General features: G+C 60.8%; 13 protein-coding genes. 6 read left to right on the top strand and 7 right to left on the bottom strand.

All coding sequences use genetic code 11. The annotated features are described in order from the left end of the window. Positions 1–135: 135 nt before the first annotated feature. Together elbB and HU743_RS08375 are read right to left on the bottom strand one after the other, a co-directional pair. Entirely contained in the window at positions 136–804 is a 669-nt protein-coding gene (elbB, locus tag HU743_RS08380) for an isoprenoid biosynthesis glyoxalase ElbB (protein WP_186648059.1), read from the bottom strand. 161 nt (positions 805–965) lie between these two features. Next, the gene (locus tag HU743_RS08375) at positions 966–1,625 is read right to left on the bottom strand and encodes a DedA family protein (RefSeq protein ID WP_186648058.1); all 660 of its coding nucleotides are present in this window, start codon (positions 1,623–1,625) and stop codon (positions 966–968) included. A gap of 207 nt (positions 1,626–1,832) precedes the next feature. On the opposite strand from HU743_RS08375, the gene hemB reads away from it, so the two are divergent. Next, positions 1,833–2,846: a porphobilinogen synthase gene (gene hemB, locus HU743_RS08370; RefSeq protein WP_186623317.1), complete on the top strand. Its 1,014-nt coding sequence runs from the start codon at positions 1,833–1,835 to the stop codon at positions 2,844–2,846. A gap of 18 nt (positions 2,847–2,864) precedes the next feature. Continuing rightward, positions 2,865–5,090: a polyphosphate kinase 1 gene (gene ppk1, locus HU743_RS08365; protein ID WP_186549620.1), complete on the top strand. Its 2,226-nt coding sequence runs from the start codon at positions 2,865–2,867 to the stop codon at positions 5,088–5,090. A gap of 170 nt (positions 5,091–5,260) precedes the next feature. Here the strand turns inward: ppk1 and ppx are convergent, their stop codons facing one another. The 5 genes from ppx to HU743_RS08340 form a co-directional block, all read right to left on the bottom strand. Beyond that, a complete protein-coding gene (gene ppx, locus HU743_RS08360; RefSeq protein ID WP_186549618.1) occupies positions 5,261–6,763 on the bottom strand; it encodes an exopolyphosphatase in 1,503 nt (500 codons plus the stop codon). Positions 6,764–7,004: 241 nt separating this feature from the next. Continuing rightward, a complete protein-coding gene (locus HU743_RS08355) occupies positions 7,005–7,742 on the bottom strand; it encodes an amino acid ABC transporter ATP-binding protein (protein ID WP_186549616.1) in 738 nt (245 codons plus the stop codon). After that, positions 7,729–8,379: an amino acid ABC transporter permease gene (locus HU743_RS08350; RefSeq protein WP_016772621.1), complete on the bottom strand. Its 651-nt coding sequence runs from the start codon at positions 8,377–8,379 to the stop codon at positions 7,729–7,731. The genes HU743_RS08355 and HU743_RS08350 overlap by 14 nt, the downstream gene beginning before the upstream one ends. Beyond that, complete coding sequence (locus HU743_RS08345; protein WP_042607088.1) at positions 8,376–9,044, bottom strand: amino acid ABC transporter permease; 669 nt, start codon at positions 9,042–9,044, stop codon at positions 8,376–8,378. The genes HU743_RS08350 and HU743_RS08345 overlap by 4 nt, the downstream gene beginning before the upstream one ends. Before the next feature lie 21 nt (positions 9,045–9,065). Then, a complete protein-coding gene (locus tag HU743_RS08340; RefSeq protein ID WP_186549614.1) occupies positions 9,066–9,851 on the bottom strand; it encodes a transporter substrate-binding domain-containing protein in 786 nt (261 codons plus the stop codon). A gap of 256 nt (positions 9,852–10,107) precedes the next feature. Here HU743_RS08340 and HU743_RS08335 point away from each other — a divergent pair, with 256 nt between their 5' ends. The 4 genes from HU743_RS08335 (at position 10,108) to HU743_RS08320 (ending at position 14,869) form a co-directional block, all read left to right on the top strand. Further along, positions 10,108–10,812, top strand: coding sequence for an FCD domain-containing protein (locus HU743_RS08335; RefSeq protein ID WP_186549612.1), 705 nt, complete (start codon positions 10,108–10,110; stop codon positions 10,810–10,812). Between the two features lie 120 nt (positions 10,813–10,932). After that, entirely contained in the window at positions 10,933–11,262 is a 330-nt protein-coding gene (gene trxA, locus HU743_RS08330) for a thioredoxin TrxA (protein WP_003206727.1), read from the top strand. A gap of 247 nt (positions 11,263–11,509) precedes the next feature. Further along, positions 11,510–12,769 carry a transcription termination factor Rho gene (gene rho, locus HU743_RS08325; protein ID WP_057712815.1) on the top strand — a complete coding sequence of 420 codons (1,260 nt, stop codon included), beginning with the start codon at positions 11,510–11,512 and terminating at the stop codon, positions 12,767–12,769. Positions 12,770–12,907: 138 nt separating this feature from the next. After that, positions 12,908–14,869: an acyltransferase family protein gene (locus HU743_RS08320; protein WP_186648057.1), complete on the top strand. Its 1,962-nt coding sequence runs from the start codon at positions 12,908–12,910 to the stop codon at positions 14,867–14,869. The last annotated feature ends 9 nt before the right edge of the window (positions 14,870–14,878 follow it).

Raw genomic sequence — 14,878 nt, 5'->3', positions numbered from 1 at the left:
AGAACAGTGACTGCATGTCTGGCTTAATCCGCACACATAAAAAATGGGCATTCGACCGCAATCGATATGACGCACCGCTTTCGCGAGCAAGCCCGCTCCCACAGGGTTCAGTATTCATTTAGTCGAAGGAAAACCTCAGACGTCGTTTTCGTGCGTTAGCTCAAGCACGCGGTCGACCAGTTTGTTGATCCCGGACGCCGCCTCGCTGATGGTCTGCGCCAGCATATAAGCAGGTGTGGTGACCAGTTTGCGCGCCTTGTCTTCAACGATTTCGGTCACGGCGCAGTCCTCGTGGGTCGCGCCCATTTTGCTCATTGCGGCGGCAGTGTCGGCATCGTTGCCGATGGTGCAGGTCACGCCCGGTCCGTAGATTTTCGCCGCCAGTGCCGGTGAGATACAGATCAGCCCGACTGGTTTGCCGGCTTCGGCAAACGCCTCGGCCAAGGCCAGCACATCCGGTTGTACGGTGCAGCCGGCGCCTTCGACGGCGAAGTTCGACAGATTCTTTGCCGCACCGAAGCCGCCGGGCACGATCAACGCATCGAAGTCATCGACGTCGGCGTCGCGGATATCCTTGACGTTGCCGCGGGCAATGCGCGCCGACTCCACCAGCACGTTGCGCGATTCGGGCATTTCTTCACCGGTCAGGTGGTTGATCACATGCAGCTGCGCAACGTTCGGAGCGAAGCACTGCACCTGCGCGCCTCGCTGATCCAGGCGCAGCAGGGTGATGACACTTTCGTGGATCTCGGCGCCGTCGTAGACGCCACTGCCGGACAGGATCACTGCAACTTTTTTGCTCATGGGCTTCTCTCCAGATTCATGGCGCTCAATGTCCACTATATTGCTGCGGGTTGCCAGAGCGGCAAGCGCCGGCCAACACCGGGACAGAGCGCTTTCTACATGGATCGCAACGACGGCGGGGTGTTCATTATTTGCCGGCTGTCGGGCGCAAGCGCCCGCAATCAGTCAGCCGGCGTCTTTGGTTCGGCAGGATTGGCCGACTCGGCCTCGCGCAATTGTTCAGCCTGGGCTGCTTTGGCGATTTGCTCGTCCTGATAGACCTGTCTGGCCAGGCGGGCGTTCTTGAAGCGTCGACGCAGCCACAGGCCGAGGCCCAGCAACAGCAGGGCGCCCAGCACCCATAGCTCATACTTCTTGATGCTGCCGAGCATGCCTTCGAGTACCGCGCCGAAGTGATACGCCGCCGCCGCCAGCGCCGTTGCCCAGATCGCCGCGCCGATACCGTTGAGTAGCAAATAGCGTCCCGGCGGATATCCGGACAGGCCGATCGCCACCGGCATCACTGTGCGCAAACCGTAGACGAAGCGGAAGCTCAGCACCCAGATGTCCGGGTGCCGGCGGATATGCTCCAGCGCGCGGTCGCCCATCATTTGCCAGCGCGGTTTGCGCGCGAGCAATTTTCGCCCGTGCTTGCGCCCCATGAAGTACCACAGCTGATCGCCGGCATAGCTGCCGAAGAACGCCACGACCACCACCAGGTTGATGTCCATATAGCCACGGAACGCGAGAAAACCCGCGAGCACGAGGATGGTTTCGCCTTCGAAGAACGTGCCGAGAAACAGGGCAAAGTAGCCGAAGTCATGCAGAAATTGTTGGAGCATTGTCTGGGTGCTGGCGAAATGAACGCGCAGCCTAACCCTTCGGACACATTCAGGAAAGTATCGAAATGTGTCTCGACGTGAACAATTCCTGCACTGAGAATGGAATGCGGCTACCTGTCACAGCCCTCACACAACTGTCATCCGTTCGTCATAATGACCGTCTATAACTGTCACGCTCGCCCGTTTGCGCGGGCTCAGGAGTCCGCCGTGAGCTTTACCCCCGCCAATCGTCTGTTCCCTGCCACTCGCCTGCGCCGCAATCGCCGTGATGATTTTTCGCGGCGGCTGGTGCGGGAAAACGTGCTGACGGTCGATGATCTGATCCTGCCGGTATTTGTGCTCGACGGTGAAAACCGCCGCGAAGCCGTGGCCTCGATGCCGGGTGTGGAGCGTTTGACCATCGACCTGCTGCTGGAAGAAGCCGCCCAATGGGTCGAGCTGGGCATTCCGGCGCTGGCGCTGTTCCCGGTCACACCGCCGCAACTGAAATCCCTCGACGCCGCCGAAGCCTGGAATCCCGACGGCATCGCCCAGCGTGCCACCCGTGCGTTGCGTGAGCGCTTCCCGGAACTGGGCGTGATCACCGACGTGGCGCTCGATCCATTTACCACCCACGGTCAGGACGGCATTCTCGACGCCGACGGCTACGTGCAGAACGACATCACCGTTGACGCACTGGTGCGCCAGGCGTTGTCCCACGCCGACGCCGGCGCGCAGGTCGTCGCGCCGTCGGACATGATGGACGGGCGCATCCAGGCGATCCGTGAAGCGCTGGAAGTGGCCGGCCACGTCAATGTGCGGATCATGGCCTACTCGGCGAAGTACGCCAGCGCCTATTACGGCCCGTTCCGCGATGCCGTGGGTTCGGCGTCGAACCTCGGCAAAGCGAACAAGGCCTCTTATCAGATGGACCCGGCCAACAGCGACGAAGCGCTGCACGAAGTCGGCGCGGACTTGTCTGAAGGCGCGGACATGGTCATGGTCAAACCGGGCATGCCGTACCTGGACATTCTTTTTCGGGTCAAAGATGCCTTCAAGGTGCCGACCTTCGTCTATCAGGTCAGTGGCGAATACGCCATGCACATGGCAGCGATCCAGAATGGCTGGTTGAGCGAAGCGGTGATTCTCGAATCATTGACCGCCTTTAAACGTGCCGGTGCAGATGGCATCCTGACTTACTTTGCCGTTCGTGCCGCTCAATTGTTACGAGAGCAGAAATAGCCCTCCCAGGAACATTCCATGAATACCGAAGGACTCACTGAAGTTGCCGTAAAAGAAGCTCAGCCGGTGGTCGAGCAAGTCACCGAAACCCCGCCGGAACTGGAGCCTGCGCCACCCGCGCCGGCGGCCGAACCGGTTGCGGCGGTGCCGGCGATCGCCATTCCCGGTCTGGATGACAGCAGCCTGTACATCCATCGCGAGCTTTCGCAATTGCAGTTCAACATCCGCGTGCTGGAACAGGCGCTGGACGAGTCCTACCCGTTGCTGGAGCGACTGAAGTTCTTGCTGATCTTCTCCAGCAACCTCGACGAATTCTTCGAAATCCGCGTTGCCGGTCTGAAAAAGCAAATCACCTTTGCCCGTGAGCAGGCCGGCGCTGATGGTCTGCAGCCGCATCAGGCGCTGGCGCGGATCAGCGATCTGGTCCACGGTCATGTGGACCGCCAATACGCGATCCTCAACGACATCCTCCTGCCTGAGCTGGAAAAGCATCAGGTACGCTTCATCCGTCGGCGCAACTGGACGACCAAACTCAAGACCTGGGTGCGCCGTTATTTCCGCGACGAGATTGCGCCGATCATCACCCCGATCGGTCTCGACCCGACGCACCCGTTTCCGTTGCTGGTGAACAAGAGCCTTAACTTCATCGTCGAGCTCGAAGGTATCGACGCCTTCGGTCGCGATTCCGGTCTGGCGATTATTCCGGCCCCGCGCCTGCTGCCGCGGATCATCAAGGTACCGGAAGAAGTCGGCGGCCCCGGCGACAACTATGTATTCCTTTCGTCGATGATCCACGCCCATGCCGACGACCTGTTCCAGGGCATGAAGGTAAAAGGTTGCTACCAGTTCCGTCTGACCCGAAACGCCGACCTGGCGCTCGACTCCGAAGACGTCGAAGACCTGGCTCGCGCGCTGCGTGGCGAATTGTTCTCACGTCGTTACGGTGATGCGGTGCGGCTGGAAGTCGCCGACACCTGCCCGAAACACCTGTCGGACTACCTGCTCAAGCAGTTCAACCTGAGCGAGACCGAGCTGTACCAGGTCAACGGCCCGGTCAACCTGACGCGTCTGTTCAGTATCACCGGTCTGGACAGCCATCCGGAGCTGCAATACACGCCGTTCACCCCGCAGATCCCGAAACTGCTGCAGAACAGCGAAAACATTTTCAGCGTAGTCAGCAAGCAGGACATCCTGCTGCTGCACCCGTTCGAGTCGTTCACGCCAGTAGTCGACCTGCTGCGTCAGGCGGCGAAAGATCCGCATGTGCTCGCCGTACGGCAAACGCTGTACCGCTCCGGGGCCAACTCCGAGATCGTCGACGCGCTGGTGGATGCCGCGCGTAACGGCAAGGAAGTCACGGCGGTCATCGAGTTGCGTGCGCGCTTCGACGAAGAGTCCAACCTGCAACTGGCCAGCCGTCTGCAAGCGGCCGGTGCGGTGGTGATCTACGGCGTGGTCGGTTTCAAGACCCACGCCAAGATGATGCTGATCCTGCGTCGTGAGGCCGGTGAGATTGTCCGCTACGCGCACCTCGGCACCGGTAACTATCACGCCGGTAACGCCAAGCTTTACACCGATTACAGCCTGCTGACCTCCGACGACGCCTTGTGCGAAGACGTTGGCAAACTGTTCAGCCAGTTGATCGGCATGGGCAAGACGCTGCGCATGAAAAAGCTGCTGCATGCGCCGTTCACCCTGAAGAAGGGCATGCTCGACATGATTGCCCGCGAAACCCAGTTCGCCGTTGAAGGCAAACCGGCGCACATCATCGCCAAGTTCAACTCGCTGACCGATCCGAAGATCATCCGCGCGCTGTACAAGGCCAGCCAGTCGGGCGTGCGTATCGATCTGGTGGTGCGCGGCATGTGCTGCCTGCGTCCGGGCATCGCCGGGGTCTCGCACAACATTCACGTGCGCTCGATCATCGGCCGCTTCCTGGAACATACCCGAGTGTTCTACTTCCTCAACGGCGGCGAGGAGCAGATGTTCCTCTCCAGCGCCGACTGGATGGAGCGCAACCTCGACAAGCGTGTCGAGACGTGCTTCCCGGTCGAGGGCAAGAAGCTGCTGACCCGGGTCAAGAAAGAGCTGGAGCTGTACCTGACCGACAACACCCACAGCTGGAGCTTGCAGTCGGATGGCCGCTACATCCGCAACACGCCAACCGGCAACCAGAACCCGCGCAGTGCGCAGGCGACGTTGCTGGAGCGGTTGGGCAGTCCGATATTGCCGGTGAGCAGCTGACCGTCAGCGCAATAAAAAAGGCGATCCCTCGGGATCGCCTTTTTTGTGTCTGTACTGATTCAACCTGTGGCGAGGGAGCTTGCTCCCGCTGGGGCGCGGAGCGGCCCTTGTTTTAAGAGCGTAGGCCTGCTGCGCAGTCCAGCGGGAGCAAGCTCCCTCGCCACAGTTTGTCAGTGCACCGTGAGGACGATGCCGACCCGCGTCAGCCAATCTGCCTCCAGCCCGAAATCTGCCTGGGTCAGTTGATTTTCTTCCAGCCAGTTCTCCGGGAATTCCACTTCCAGCCTGTCGCCATTGGCGTGCAGCACCACCTGCGGCATCGCCTGAGTGCCACGAATGTGGTGGAACAGGATGGCAAAGCGCAGCAGCACGCAAAGGCGGATCAGCTTGATGCCGTCGTCGCCGAATTCGGCAAACTTGTCTTTGGGAATGTTGCGTCGGTGGCCGCGCACCAGCAGGGCGAGCATTTGCTGGTCTTCGCGGGAGAAACCGGCAAGGTCCGAGTGTTCGATCAGGTAGGCGCCGTGTTTGTGGTAGTGGTAGTGGGCGATGTCGAGGCCGACTTCGTGCACTTTCGCCGCCCAGCCCAGCAGTTCGCGCCAGATGCCGTCGTCCAGCTCCCAGTCCACCGCGACCTGGTCGAACGCATGCAGGGCTTTGCGTTCCACCCGCGCGGCTTGTTCCAGGTCGACGTGGTAACGCTCCATCAGCGAGGTCAGGGTGCGTTCGCGCACGTCTTCGTGATGATGGCGGCCGAGCAGGTCGTACAGCACGCCTTCACGCAGGGCGCCGTCGCAGTGGTCCATGCGTTGCAGTTCGAGGGCATCGAAAATCGCTTCGAGAATCGCCAGGCCCGCCGGGAAAATGGTCCGGCGGTCAGGCTTGATGCCTTCGAAGTCGATCTTGTCGGCGTCGCCCAGTTTGAACAGCCGGCGCTTGAGCCAGGCCAGGCCTTCGGCATTGACTTCGCCTGTGCCGTGTCCGCCGGCCTTCAACGCCAGGCCGATGGCGCGAATGGTGCCCGAGGAGCCGATGGCTTCATCCCAGGTCAGGCGGTGCAGGGCGTGTTCGATGCTCATGATCTCCAGCCGCGCCGCCGTATAGGCCTGGGCGTAGCGGGCGGGGGTGATCTTGCCGTCCTTGAAATAGCGCTGGGTAAAGCTCACGCAACCCATTTGCAGGCTTTCACGCAGCAACGGCTCGAAACGCTGGCCGATAATGAACTCGGTACTGCCGCCGCCGATATCGGCCACCAGGCGTTTGCCGGGGGTGTCGGCGAGGGTGTGCGACACGCCGAGGTAAATCAGTCGCGCTTCTTCACGACCGGAAATGACTTCCACCGGATGGCCGAGGATTTCTTCGGCACGGCGGATGAATTCGCCGCGGTTGCGCGCCTCGCGCAGGGCGTTAGTGCCGACAATGCGCACGGCGCCGAGCGGCATACCGTTGATCAGTTGGGCAAAACGCTTGAGGCAATCGAGGCCGCGCTGCATCGATTCTTCGTTGAGCTGGCGCGCGTCGTCGATACCCGCGGCCAGTTGCACCTTTTCGCCGAGGCGCTCAAGGATGCGGATTTCGCCGTTCTGGGCCTTGGCCACGACCATGTGAAAGCTGTTGGAGCCCAGGTCGATTGCGGCGATCAGGGACAGATTCTTGGCTTGGGATTGCGGCATGGTCAGGGGGTCTCGGTCGATAACCCCGCCATCGTGCCACGATCAAACGCTGGCGCCAACGCACATGGCGCAAAGCCTTGATTTGGTACAACCTCTGTGGCGAGGGAGCTTGCTCCCGCTGGGTTGCGAAGCGGCCCTTAAACCATTCACCGCGACAGCCCGGCCATTCGCGGTCGGCGGGTTTTACGACTGCTGCGCAGCCGAGCGGGAGCAAGCTCCCTCGCCACAGGTATGTGCAGCGTCAGTTGGCGGTTTCCACGGTGCCAATGAAGTTGGCCAATTCCGCCGTCTGCGGATTCGCAAACAGCACCTTCGGATCTCCCACCTCATGTACCTTGCCGTGGTGCATGAACACCAGTTTGTCGCCCACTTCCCGGGCAAAGCGCATTTCGTGGGTGACCATGATCAAGGTCATGCCTTCCTTCGCCAGTTGCCGCACCACGCTGAGCACTTCATTGACCAGTTCCGGATCGAGCGCCGAGGTGATTTCATCGCATAACAAGACTTTCGGCGACATCGCCAGAGCCCGGGCGATCGCCACGCGCTGTTGCTGACCGCCAGACAACCGGTCCGGAAAGGCATCGAATTTTTCCCCCAGGCCGACACGTTCAAGCATCTCGCGCGCCAATTGCGCGGCCTTGGCCTTCGGCACTTTCTGCACCACTTGCGGCGCCAGCATGACGTTCTCGCCCACGGTCAGGTGCGGGAACAGGTTGAACTGCTGGAACACCATGCCGACTTTCTGCCGCAGGCTGCGCAAGTCGGCGCGGGCGGCGTCGAGGTATTCGCCGTCGACTTCGATCACGCCGTCGTTGATCGACTCCAGACCATTGAGGGTGCGTAGCAACGTGGACTTGCCCGAGCCGCTGCGGCCGATGATCGCCACCACCTGGCCTTCCTCGACGCTGAGGTCGATGCCTTTGAGTACATGGTGATCGCCGTAGTATTTATGCAGGGCGGAAATTCTAAGCAGAGGCATGCAGTCTCCTTTCCAGGTAGCGCGCACTGAGGGACAGGGGGTAGCAGAGCAGGAAGTAGCCGAGGGCGACGAGGCCGTAGACCATGAACGGTTCAAACGTGGCGTTGGCGAGCATGCCGCCGGTCTTGGTCAGTTCGGTGAAGCCGATGATCGACGTCACCGCCGTACCTTTGACCACTTGCACCGAGAAGCCCACGGTTGGCGCCACAGCGATGCGCAGCGCCTGCGGCAGGATCACGTAGCGCAGTTGCTCCAGCGGATTGAGCGCCAGGCTCGAGGAGGCTTCCCACTGACCGTGGGGAATGGCCTCGACGCAACCGCGCCAGATCTCCGCCAGATAGGCGCTGGTGAACAGGGTCAGGGCGATCGCCGCGGCCATCCACGGCGAAATCTCGATCCCTGCCAGGGCTACGCCGAAGAACACCAGAAACAGTTGCATCAACAATGGCGTGCCCTGGAACAACTCGATCCAGGTGCGGGCAATGCTGCTCGGCAAGGTGTTTTTCGAGATGCGCATCACCAGAATCAGCAGTCCGACAAGGCCGCCACCAATGAACGCCACCAGCGACAGCGCCAGCGTCCATTGCAGGCCGGTGAGCAGGTTGCGCAGGATGTCCCAGAAAGTGAAGTCGCTCATTGGCTGCTCCTGGCGATGAACCGGCGACCGAACCAGTTGAGCAATTGGCGGATCAGCAGCGCCATGCACAGGTAGATCAGCGTGGTCAGCGCATAGGTCTCAAAGGCGCGGAAGTTGCGCGACTGAATGAAGTTCGCGGCGAAGCTCAGTTCTTCCGTGGCGATCTGCGAGCACACCGCCGAACCGAGCATGACGATGATGATCTGGCTGCTCAGCGCCGGCCAGACCTTGCCCAGCGCCGGCAGCAGCACCACGTGGCGGAACGCTTCGAAGCGCGTCATGGCCAAGGCTGCGGCGGCCTCCAGTTGCCCACGGGGGATCGCCTGAATGCCGGCGCGAATGATCTCGGTCGAATAGGCGCCGAGGTTTATCACCATTGCCAGCACCGCCGCCTGCCACTCGGAGATTTGCACACCGAGCGACGGCAGGCCGAAGAAGATGAAGAACAACTGCACCAGAAACGGCGTGTTGCGGATCAACTCGACGTAAACGCCAAAGATTGCCGAGAACGGGCGGATGTGCCACGCCCGCACCAGCGCCCCGACAATGCCCACGCCCACCCCGAGCAACGCGCCGATGGCGGTCAGCTCAAGGGTGAACAGTGCGCCGCGCAGCAGCAGGTCGGTGTTTTCCACCACCGGCAAAAAATCGAACTGATAAGCCATGAAGGTCTCCCGCGCAGTCGATCAGAGATCGGCCGGCAGCGGCTCTTTCAGCCAGGTCTGCGAGTTCTTTTCCAGTGCGCCGTCAGCCTTGGCGGTGTTGAGGATGTCGTTGACCTTGGCCAGCAGCGCCGCTTCGTTCTTGTTCACACCGACGTAAACCGGCGAATCCTTGAGCTTCACTTTCAGCGCTGGCACGCGCTTCGGGTTCTTTTCGCTGATGGCGACCATCACCACGTTGCCGCTGGCGATCAGATCGACCTGGCCGGCCAGGTAAGCGGCGATAGTCGAGTTGTTGTCCTCGAAGCGTTTGATGGTCACGCCTTCGGGGGCGACCTTGGTCAGTTCGATATCTTCGATGGCGCCGCGGGTAACGCTGATGGTTTTACCTTTGAGGTCGTCGAGGCTGGTGATGGCGGCGTCTGGCGGGCCGAACACAGCGAGGTAGAACGGCGCGTAGGCGCGGGAGAAATCGATGACTTTCTCGCGCTCGGCGTTTTTGCCGAGGCTGGAAATCACCAGATCGACCTTGCCGGTGGTGAGGAACGGGATGCGGTTGGTGCTGTTGACCGGGGTCAGCTCAAGTTTGACCTTGAGCTGGTCGGCGAGCAGTTTCGCCGTGTCGATGTCCAGTCCGCGCGGCTTCATGTCCGGGCCGACCGAGCCGAACGGCGGGAAATCCTGAGGCACGGCAACTTTCAGCGTGCCGCGTTTGACCACGTCGTCCAGACCGTCGGCGTGAGCGGGAGCCTGGCACAGCAGCAGGCCGGCAAACAGGGAAGCGAGGAGGGCGCTGTAACGCTGGGTCATGGACAATCTCCGGATCGGCGGGAAGTGGTTTCTGCGATCGGACAGAGCATGGGCCGTGCCAACGCTTGGCATTTGCCTGCGCAAGCCGCGGTATCAGCGGCTTCGTTCGGTCTTACTGGTCTGAACAGTCAGGTCGCATTTCGCACTGCGATGGCGCATCGACGGTGCGCGCCGAACCCCGCTGGGGCACGACTTGCCGGACTCGGCGAATAGCTTTACAACTAGCCGCACCTTGGCCCTGACGCGTCCGCAAACCATGAATTCGATCTCCCGCGCCGTACCCGAAGTGGCGCTGCAAGCGATCCGCAAACTGATCACCGAACAGGGCTTCGGCGCTGGCGCTGCCTTGCCTTCGCAACGGGATCTGGCGCTGCAACTGGGCGTCAGCCGGGCATCGCTGCGTGAGGCGTTGTCGTCGCTGAGCGCGTTGGGCGTGGTCAGTATTCAACCGGGCAAGGGCGTGTTTGTGCAGTCGCCGGTGGAGCTGCCGCGCGGCGAAGCGCCGGGCTGGCCGTTCGCGGAGCAGGCCTCGCCGCTGGACATCTTCCAGCTGCGCTACGCGCTGGAGGGTTTTGCCGCCGGGCTGGCAGCGACCACGTTGAGCACGTTTGATCTGGATGCGCTGGAAGACAACGTCGCGGCGATGCGCGAGCAATTGCGCGGCGGCGACTTCGAAGCGGCGGCGAAACTCGACTTCGAATTCCATCGGCGCATCCTGCTGGCCAGTGGTAATCAGGCGATGCTGAGCATCCTCACCGCCAGCGCCGAAATCTTTCTCGAAAGCCAGAAACTGCCGTTCATCCGCGCCGAGCGCGCCATGGAAACCTGGCAGGAACACCGCAAGATCCTCCGCGCTCTGGCCCGCCGTGCGTCGGCGGCTGCGCAAAAAGCCATGCAGGAACACGTGCGCAATGCGGCCCTGCGTACCGGAATCGCCTTCATCGCTCCCGTCGCCGGGTGATTTGAGCTATACCGAAACTCATCAAGGGCCATAGCAACACTCAATCATCTGCGACTTCCTGAACAAGGGAAGGGCGGCTATGATGGGCCACGTTTTTTTGCTTACAACCTGGAGAATTCCATGAGCAGCGATCTGATCAAACACGTTAGCGACGCTAGCTTCGAAGCCGACGTACTCAAGGCCGAAGGCGCTGTCCTGGTCGACTACTGGGCTGAATGGTGCGGCCCTTGCAAAATGATCGCACCGGTTCTGGACGAAATTGCCGAGACTTACAAAGGCAAGCTGACCGTCGCCAAACTGAACATCGACGAAAACCAGGAAACCCCGGCCAAGCATGGCGTGCGCGGTATCCCGACGCTGATGCTGTTCAAGAACGGCAACGTTGAAGCGACCAAGGTCGGCGCCCTGTCGAAGTCGCAACTGGCGGCTTTCCTCGACGCCAACATCTAAGCGTCGCAGTAAAACGCTGAAAAAAAGCCCCGCAATTCGCGGGGCTTTTTGCGTATTCAGGGCTAGACGCTCCGAAACTCAGGTGGTACATTCGGCCCCGCACTGGTTTCTCCACTGCCCCCTGCTAGCCGTCGCCGACGCACTCCTTTTCGAATTAGTTCGCGATCCTGTCGCCTTCTCCGCGGCGCGGCCTCATTAAGCCAAAAGCTTAATTTCCCCCCTCCATAAATGATTACGTCATTCCTATATGAATCTGACTGAACTCAAGCAAAAGCCGATTACCGAACTGCTCGAATTGGCCGAACAGATGGGCATAGAAAATATGGCCCGTTCGCGCAAGCAGGACGTGATTTTCTCCCTGCTGAAAAAGCACGCCAAGAGCGGCGAGGAAATCTCCGGTGATGGCGTGCTGGAGATTCTCCAGGACGGCTTCGGCTTCCTGCGCTCCGCAGACGCTTCCTACCTGGCCGGCCCTGACGATATCTACGTCTCGCCAAGCCAGATCCGCCGCTTCAACTTGCGCACCGGTGACACCATCGTTGGCAAGATTCGCCCTCCGAAGGAAGGTGAGCGGTATTTCGCCCTGCTCAAGGTCGACACGATCAACTTCGATCGTCCGGAGAACGCGAAGAACAAGATTCTCTTCGAGAACCTGACGCCGCTGTTCCCGACCGTGCGCATGAAGATGGAAGCCGGTAACGGTTCCACCGAAGACTTGACCGGCCGTGTGATCGACCTGTGCGCGCCGATCGGCAAAGGCCAGCGTGGCCTGATCGTGGCGCCACCGAAAGCCGGCAAGACGATCATGCTGCAGAACATCGCCGCGAACATCGCCCGTAACAATCCGGAAGTTCATCTGATCGTGCTGTTGATCGACGAGCGTCCGGAAGAAGTGACCGAAATGCAGCGCACCGTGCGCGGCGAAGTGGTCGCCTCGACGTTCGACGAGCCGCCGACCCGTCACGTGCAAGTGGCCGAAATGGTCATCGAGAAGGCCAAGCGCCTGGTCGAACACAAGAAAGACGTGGTGATCCTGCTCGACTCCATCACCCGTCTGGCCCGTGCCTACAACACCGTGATCCCGAGCTCCGGCAAGGTCCTGACCGGTGGTGTCGATGCCCACGCCCTGGAGAAGCCGAAGCGTTTCTTCGGTGCGGCGCGCAACATCGAAGAAGGCGGCTCGCTGACCATTATCGCCACCGCGCTGGTTGAAACCGGCTCGAAGATGGACGAAGTGATCTACGAAGAGTTCAAGGGTACCGGCAACATGGAGCTGCCTCTGGATCGCAGGATCGCCGAGAAGCGTGTGTTCCCGGCCATCAACATCAACCGTTCCGGCACTCGCCGCGAAGAGTTGCTGACCGCCGACGACGAGCTGCAGCGCATGTGGATTCTGCGCAAGCTGCTGCACCCGATGGACGAAATCGCTGCCATCGAGTTCCTGGTCGACAAGCTGAAAACGACCAAGACCAACGACGAGTTTTTCTTGTCGATGAAGCGCAAATAACAGCAAGTCGTTGAAAAAGGCGTCCCGCGAGGGGCGCTTTTTTTGCCTGCGATTTTATTTGTATCTGGATTGAAGCTTGCGCGGCTGCTAACTTCGCGCCTTCAAGGGACTCTGTATCCAGAACAGGTAAGGTTTTACATGCACACGTTTGGCAATCGCCGTGATATCGACGGTTTACGCGCACTCGCGGTTCTTCCCGTCGTGCTGTTTCATTTCGGATTCACTACATTCAGCGGCGGCTTTGTCGGCGTCGACGTTTTCTTCGTCATTTCCGGTTTTCTGATCACCTCGATCCTGTTCCGTGAAATCAGTGCGCAGCGCTTCAGCTTTCTCGATTTCTGGGGCCGTCGTGCCCGGCGCATTCTGCCGGCGCTGACGCTAGTCGTGGTGGTGACTCTAGCGTTGGGCTGGTTGCTGCTGACGGCCAAAGACCTGTCCGACCTGGGACGGACGATTCGTTACCAGTCGCTGTTCATTTCCAACATCCTGTTCATGCGCGAAGACGGCTATTTCGAGCCGGCGTCGGATCTGAAACCGTTGCTGCATACCTGGTCGCTGGCGGTAGAAGAGCAGTACTACATCTTCTTCCCGCTAATGATGGTGCTGTTGATGCGTTACGTCCGGCACTGGCGCTGGATGCTGTTCGCGGTGCTGCTGGTGTCGTTCGGGCTGAACATCGTTTACATCGAGCGCCGTCCGGAATTCGCTTTCTTCTCGCTGCCGACCCGCGCCTGGGAACTGCTCTGCGGCGCCATGCTCGCGGTACTGCCGGCAGCAAAGCACGCGCCGCGGCTTTGGGTTCGACAAGCGGTCGGCCTGGCCGGACTGGCGGCGGTGCTGCTGGCGGTATTCACCTTTGACAAAACCACGGTGTTTCCGGGTTGGGCAGCGTTGTTGCCGGTGCTCGGTACGACTGCATTGATTTGGTCGGGCGCACGTGGCCCGACCTTGGCCGGCCAGCTGTTGAGCCTGCGGCCGATGGTGTGGATCGGTCTGTTGTCCTACTCGCTGTACCTGTGGCATTGGCCGATTTATGTGTATGCCAACGCCATCTCTATCGACGGCATTCAGCCGCTGGAAGCTGTTGGCTGGATTGCGCTGGCAGTGGCGCTGGCGTGGCTGAGCCTGCGCTGTGTCGAGCTGCCGTTTCGCGAGAAGCGCGTGTTTGCCAGCCGTAACTCGGTGCTGGTCGGTGGGCTTGTTTCCATTACTGCGCTGGCCGTGGTCGGCTCGGCCATCCGTTCGGCGGACGGCGTGCCTGAGCGTCTGAGCGGCAAGGCCCTCGAATATGCGCAGTCCCAGGAATGGAACGCCGGGCAAATGAAATGCATGCACATGAGCAAGGACAAGACGCTGGACAAGGCGTGTCGCGTGGGCGGCGATCAGAAGATTGTCCCGACGAAGATGTTCTGGGGCGACAGTCATACCGCTGCGCTGCTGCCGGCCATCGAAGGCAATAGCCAGCGTGACGGTCAGCCGGTGTGGCTTTACAGCCTCACGGGATGCCCGCCGATCATCGATGACGCCTTGCGCCCGCAGTGCAAGCAATTCAACCAGCGCAACATGCAATTGGTCCGTGAACTGGGCATCAAGGACGTGGTGCTGGCGGCAAACTGGAGTTTGTATGTCTACGGCCGCGAGGACGGCGACGGCGACAAGCAGTTCCTGCTCGATCCTTCGCGCAATGTTGCGCAGTCCGAGAAGCGCATGGCGGCCGCGATCAAGGCGCAGGTCGGCGAGCTGCGCGAGGCTGGCGTGCAGGTCTGGCTGTTCAAGGAAGTACCGCTGCAGCACAAGAGCTACATCAGTCGCCTGACCAGCCTGGCGCGCATCGGCCGTTCGGCAGAAGGGCTGGGTCGCCCGCTCGGCGAACATCTGGCTCGCCAGCAATTCTTCACTGAGCTGTTCGGCTCGATGAATGCAGCGGATGCCGGTGTGCACGTCATCGACCCGACGCCGCTGATGTGCAAGGACGGCCTGTGCATGATTGATGTCGATGGCCACTCGCAGTACAAGGACGCCGATCACCTTTCCGACGCCGGCAGCGCGCGGCTGAGTCCGCTGTTTGCGCCGATGCTGCTGGGCGCAAGCCAAAATTGAGCGATGCCG

Origin of the sequence: Pseudomonas sp. SWRI99 (genome assembly GCF_014270125.1) — a bacterium.
Lineage (GTDB): Bacteria > Pseudomonadota > Gammaproteobacteria > Pseudomonadales > Pseudomonadaceae > Aquipseudomonas > Aquipseudomonas hamedanensis.
Note: the sequence above shows the minus strand (reverse complement) of the source record. Positions and strands in the feature narration are given on the sequence as shown.

Excerpts from the sequence above, each read along its gene's own strand:
- HU743_RS08335 (WP_186549612.1), top strand. The coding sequence starts at position 10,108 with ATGAATTCGATCTCCCGCGCCGTACCCGAAGTGGCGCTGCAAGCGATC.
- elbB (WP_186648059.1), bottom strand. The coding sequence starts at position 804 with ATGAGCAAAAAAGTTGCAGTGATCCTGTCCGGCAGTGGCGTCTACGAC.
- trxA (WP_003206727.1), top strand. The coding sequence starts at position 10,933 with ATGAGCAGCGATCTGATCAAACACGTTAGCGACGCTAGCTTCGAAGCC.
- rho (WP_057712815.1), top strand. The coding sequence starts at position 11,510 with ATGAATCTGACTGAACTCAAGCAAAAGCCGATTACCGAACTGCTCGAA.
- HU743_RS08320 (WP_186648057.1), top strand. The coding sequence starts at position 12,908 with ATGCACACGTTTGGCAATCGCCGTGATATCGACGGTTTACGCGCACTC.
- HU743_RS08340 (WP_186549614.1), bottom strand. The coding sequence starts at position 9,851 with ATGACCCAGCGTTACAGCGCCCTCCTCGCTTCCCTGTTTGCCGGCCTG.
- HU743_RS08345 (WP_042607088.1), bottom strand. The coding sequence starts at position 9,044 with ATGGCTTATCAGTTCGATTTTTTGCCGGTGGTGGAAAACACCGACCTG.
- HU743_RS08350 (WP_016772621.1), bottom strand. The coding sequence starts at position 8,379 with ATGAGCGACTTCACTTTCTGGGACATCCTGCGCAACCTGCTCACCGGC.
- HU743_RS08375 (WP_186648058.1), bottom strand. The coding sequence starts at position 1,625 with ATGCTCCAACAATTTCTGCATGACTTCGGCTACTTTGCCCTGTTTCTC.
- HU743_RS08355 (WP_186549616.1), bottom strand. The coding sequence starts at position 7,742 with ATGCCTCTGCTTAGAATTTCCGCCCTGCATAAATACTACGGCGATCAC.
- ppx (WP_186549618.1), bottom strand. The coding sequence starts at position 6,763 with ATGCCGCAATCCCAAGCCAAGAATCTGTCCCTGATCGCCGCAATCGAC.
- ppk1 (WP_186549620.1), top strand. The coding sequence starts at position 2,865 with ATGAATACCGAAGGACTCACTGAAGTTGCCGTAAAAGAAGCTCAGCCG.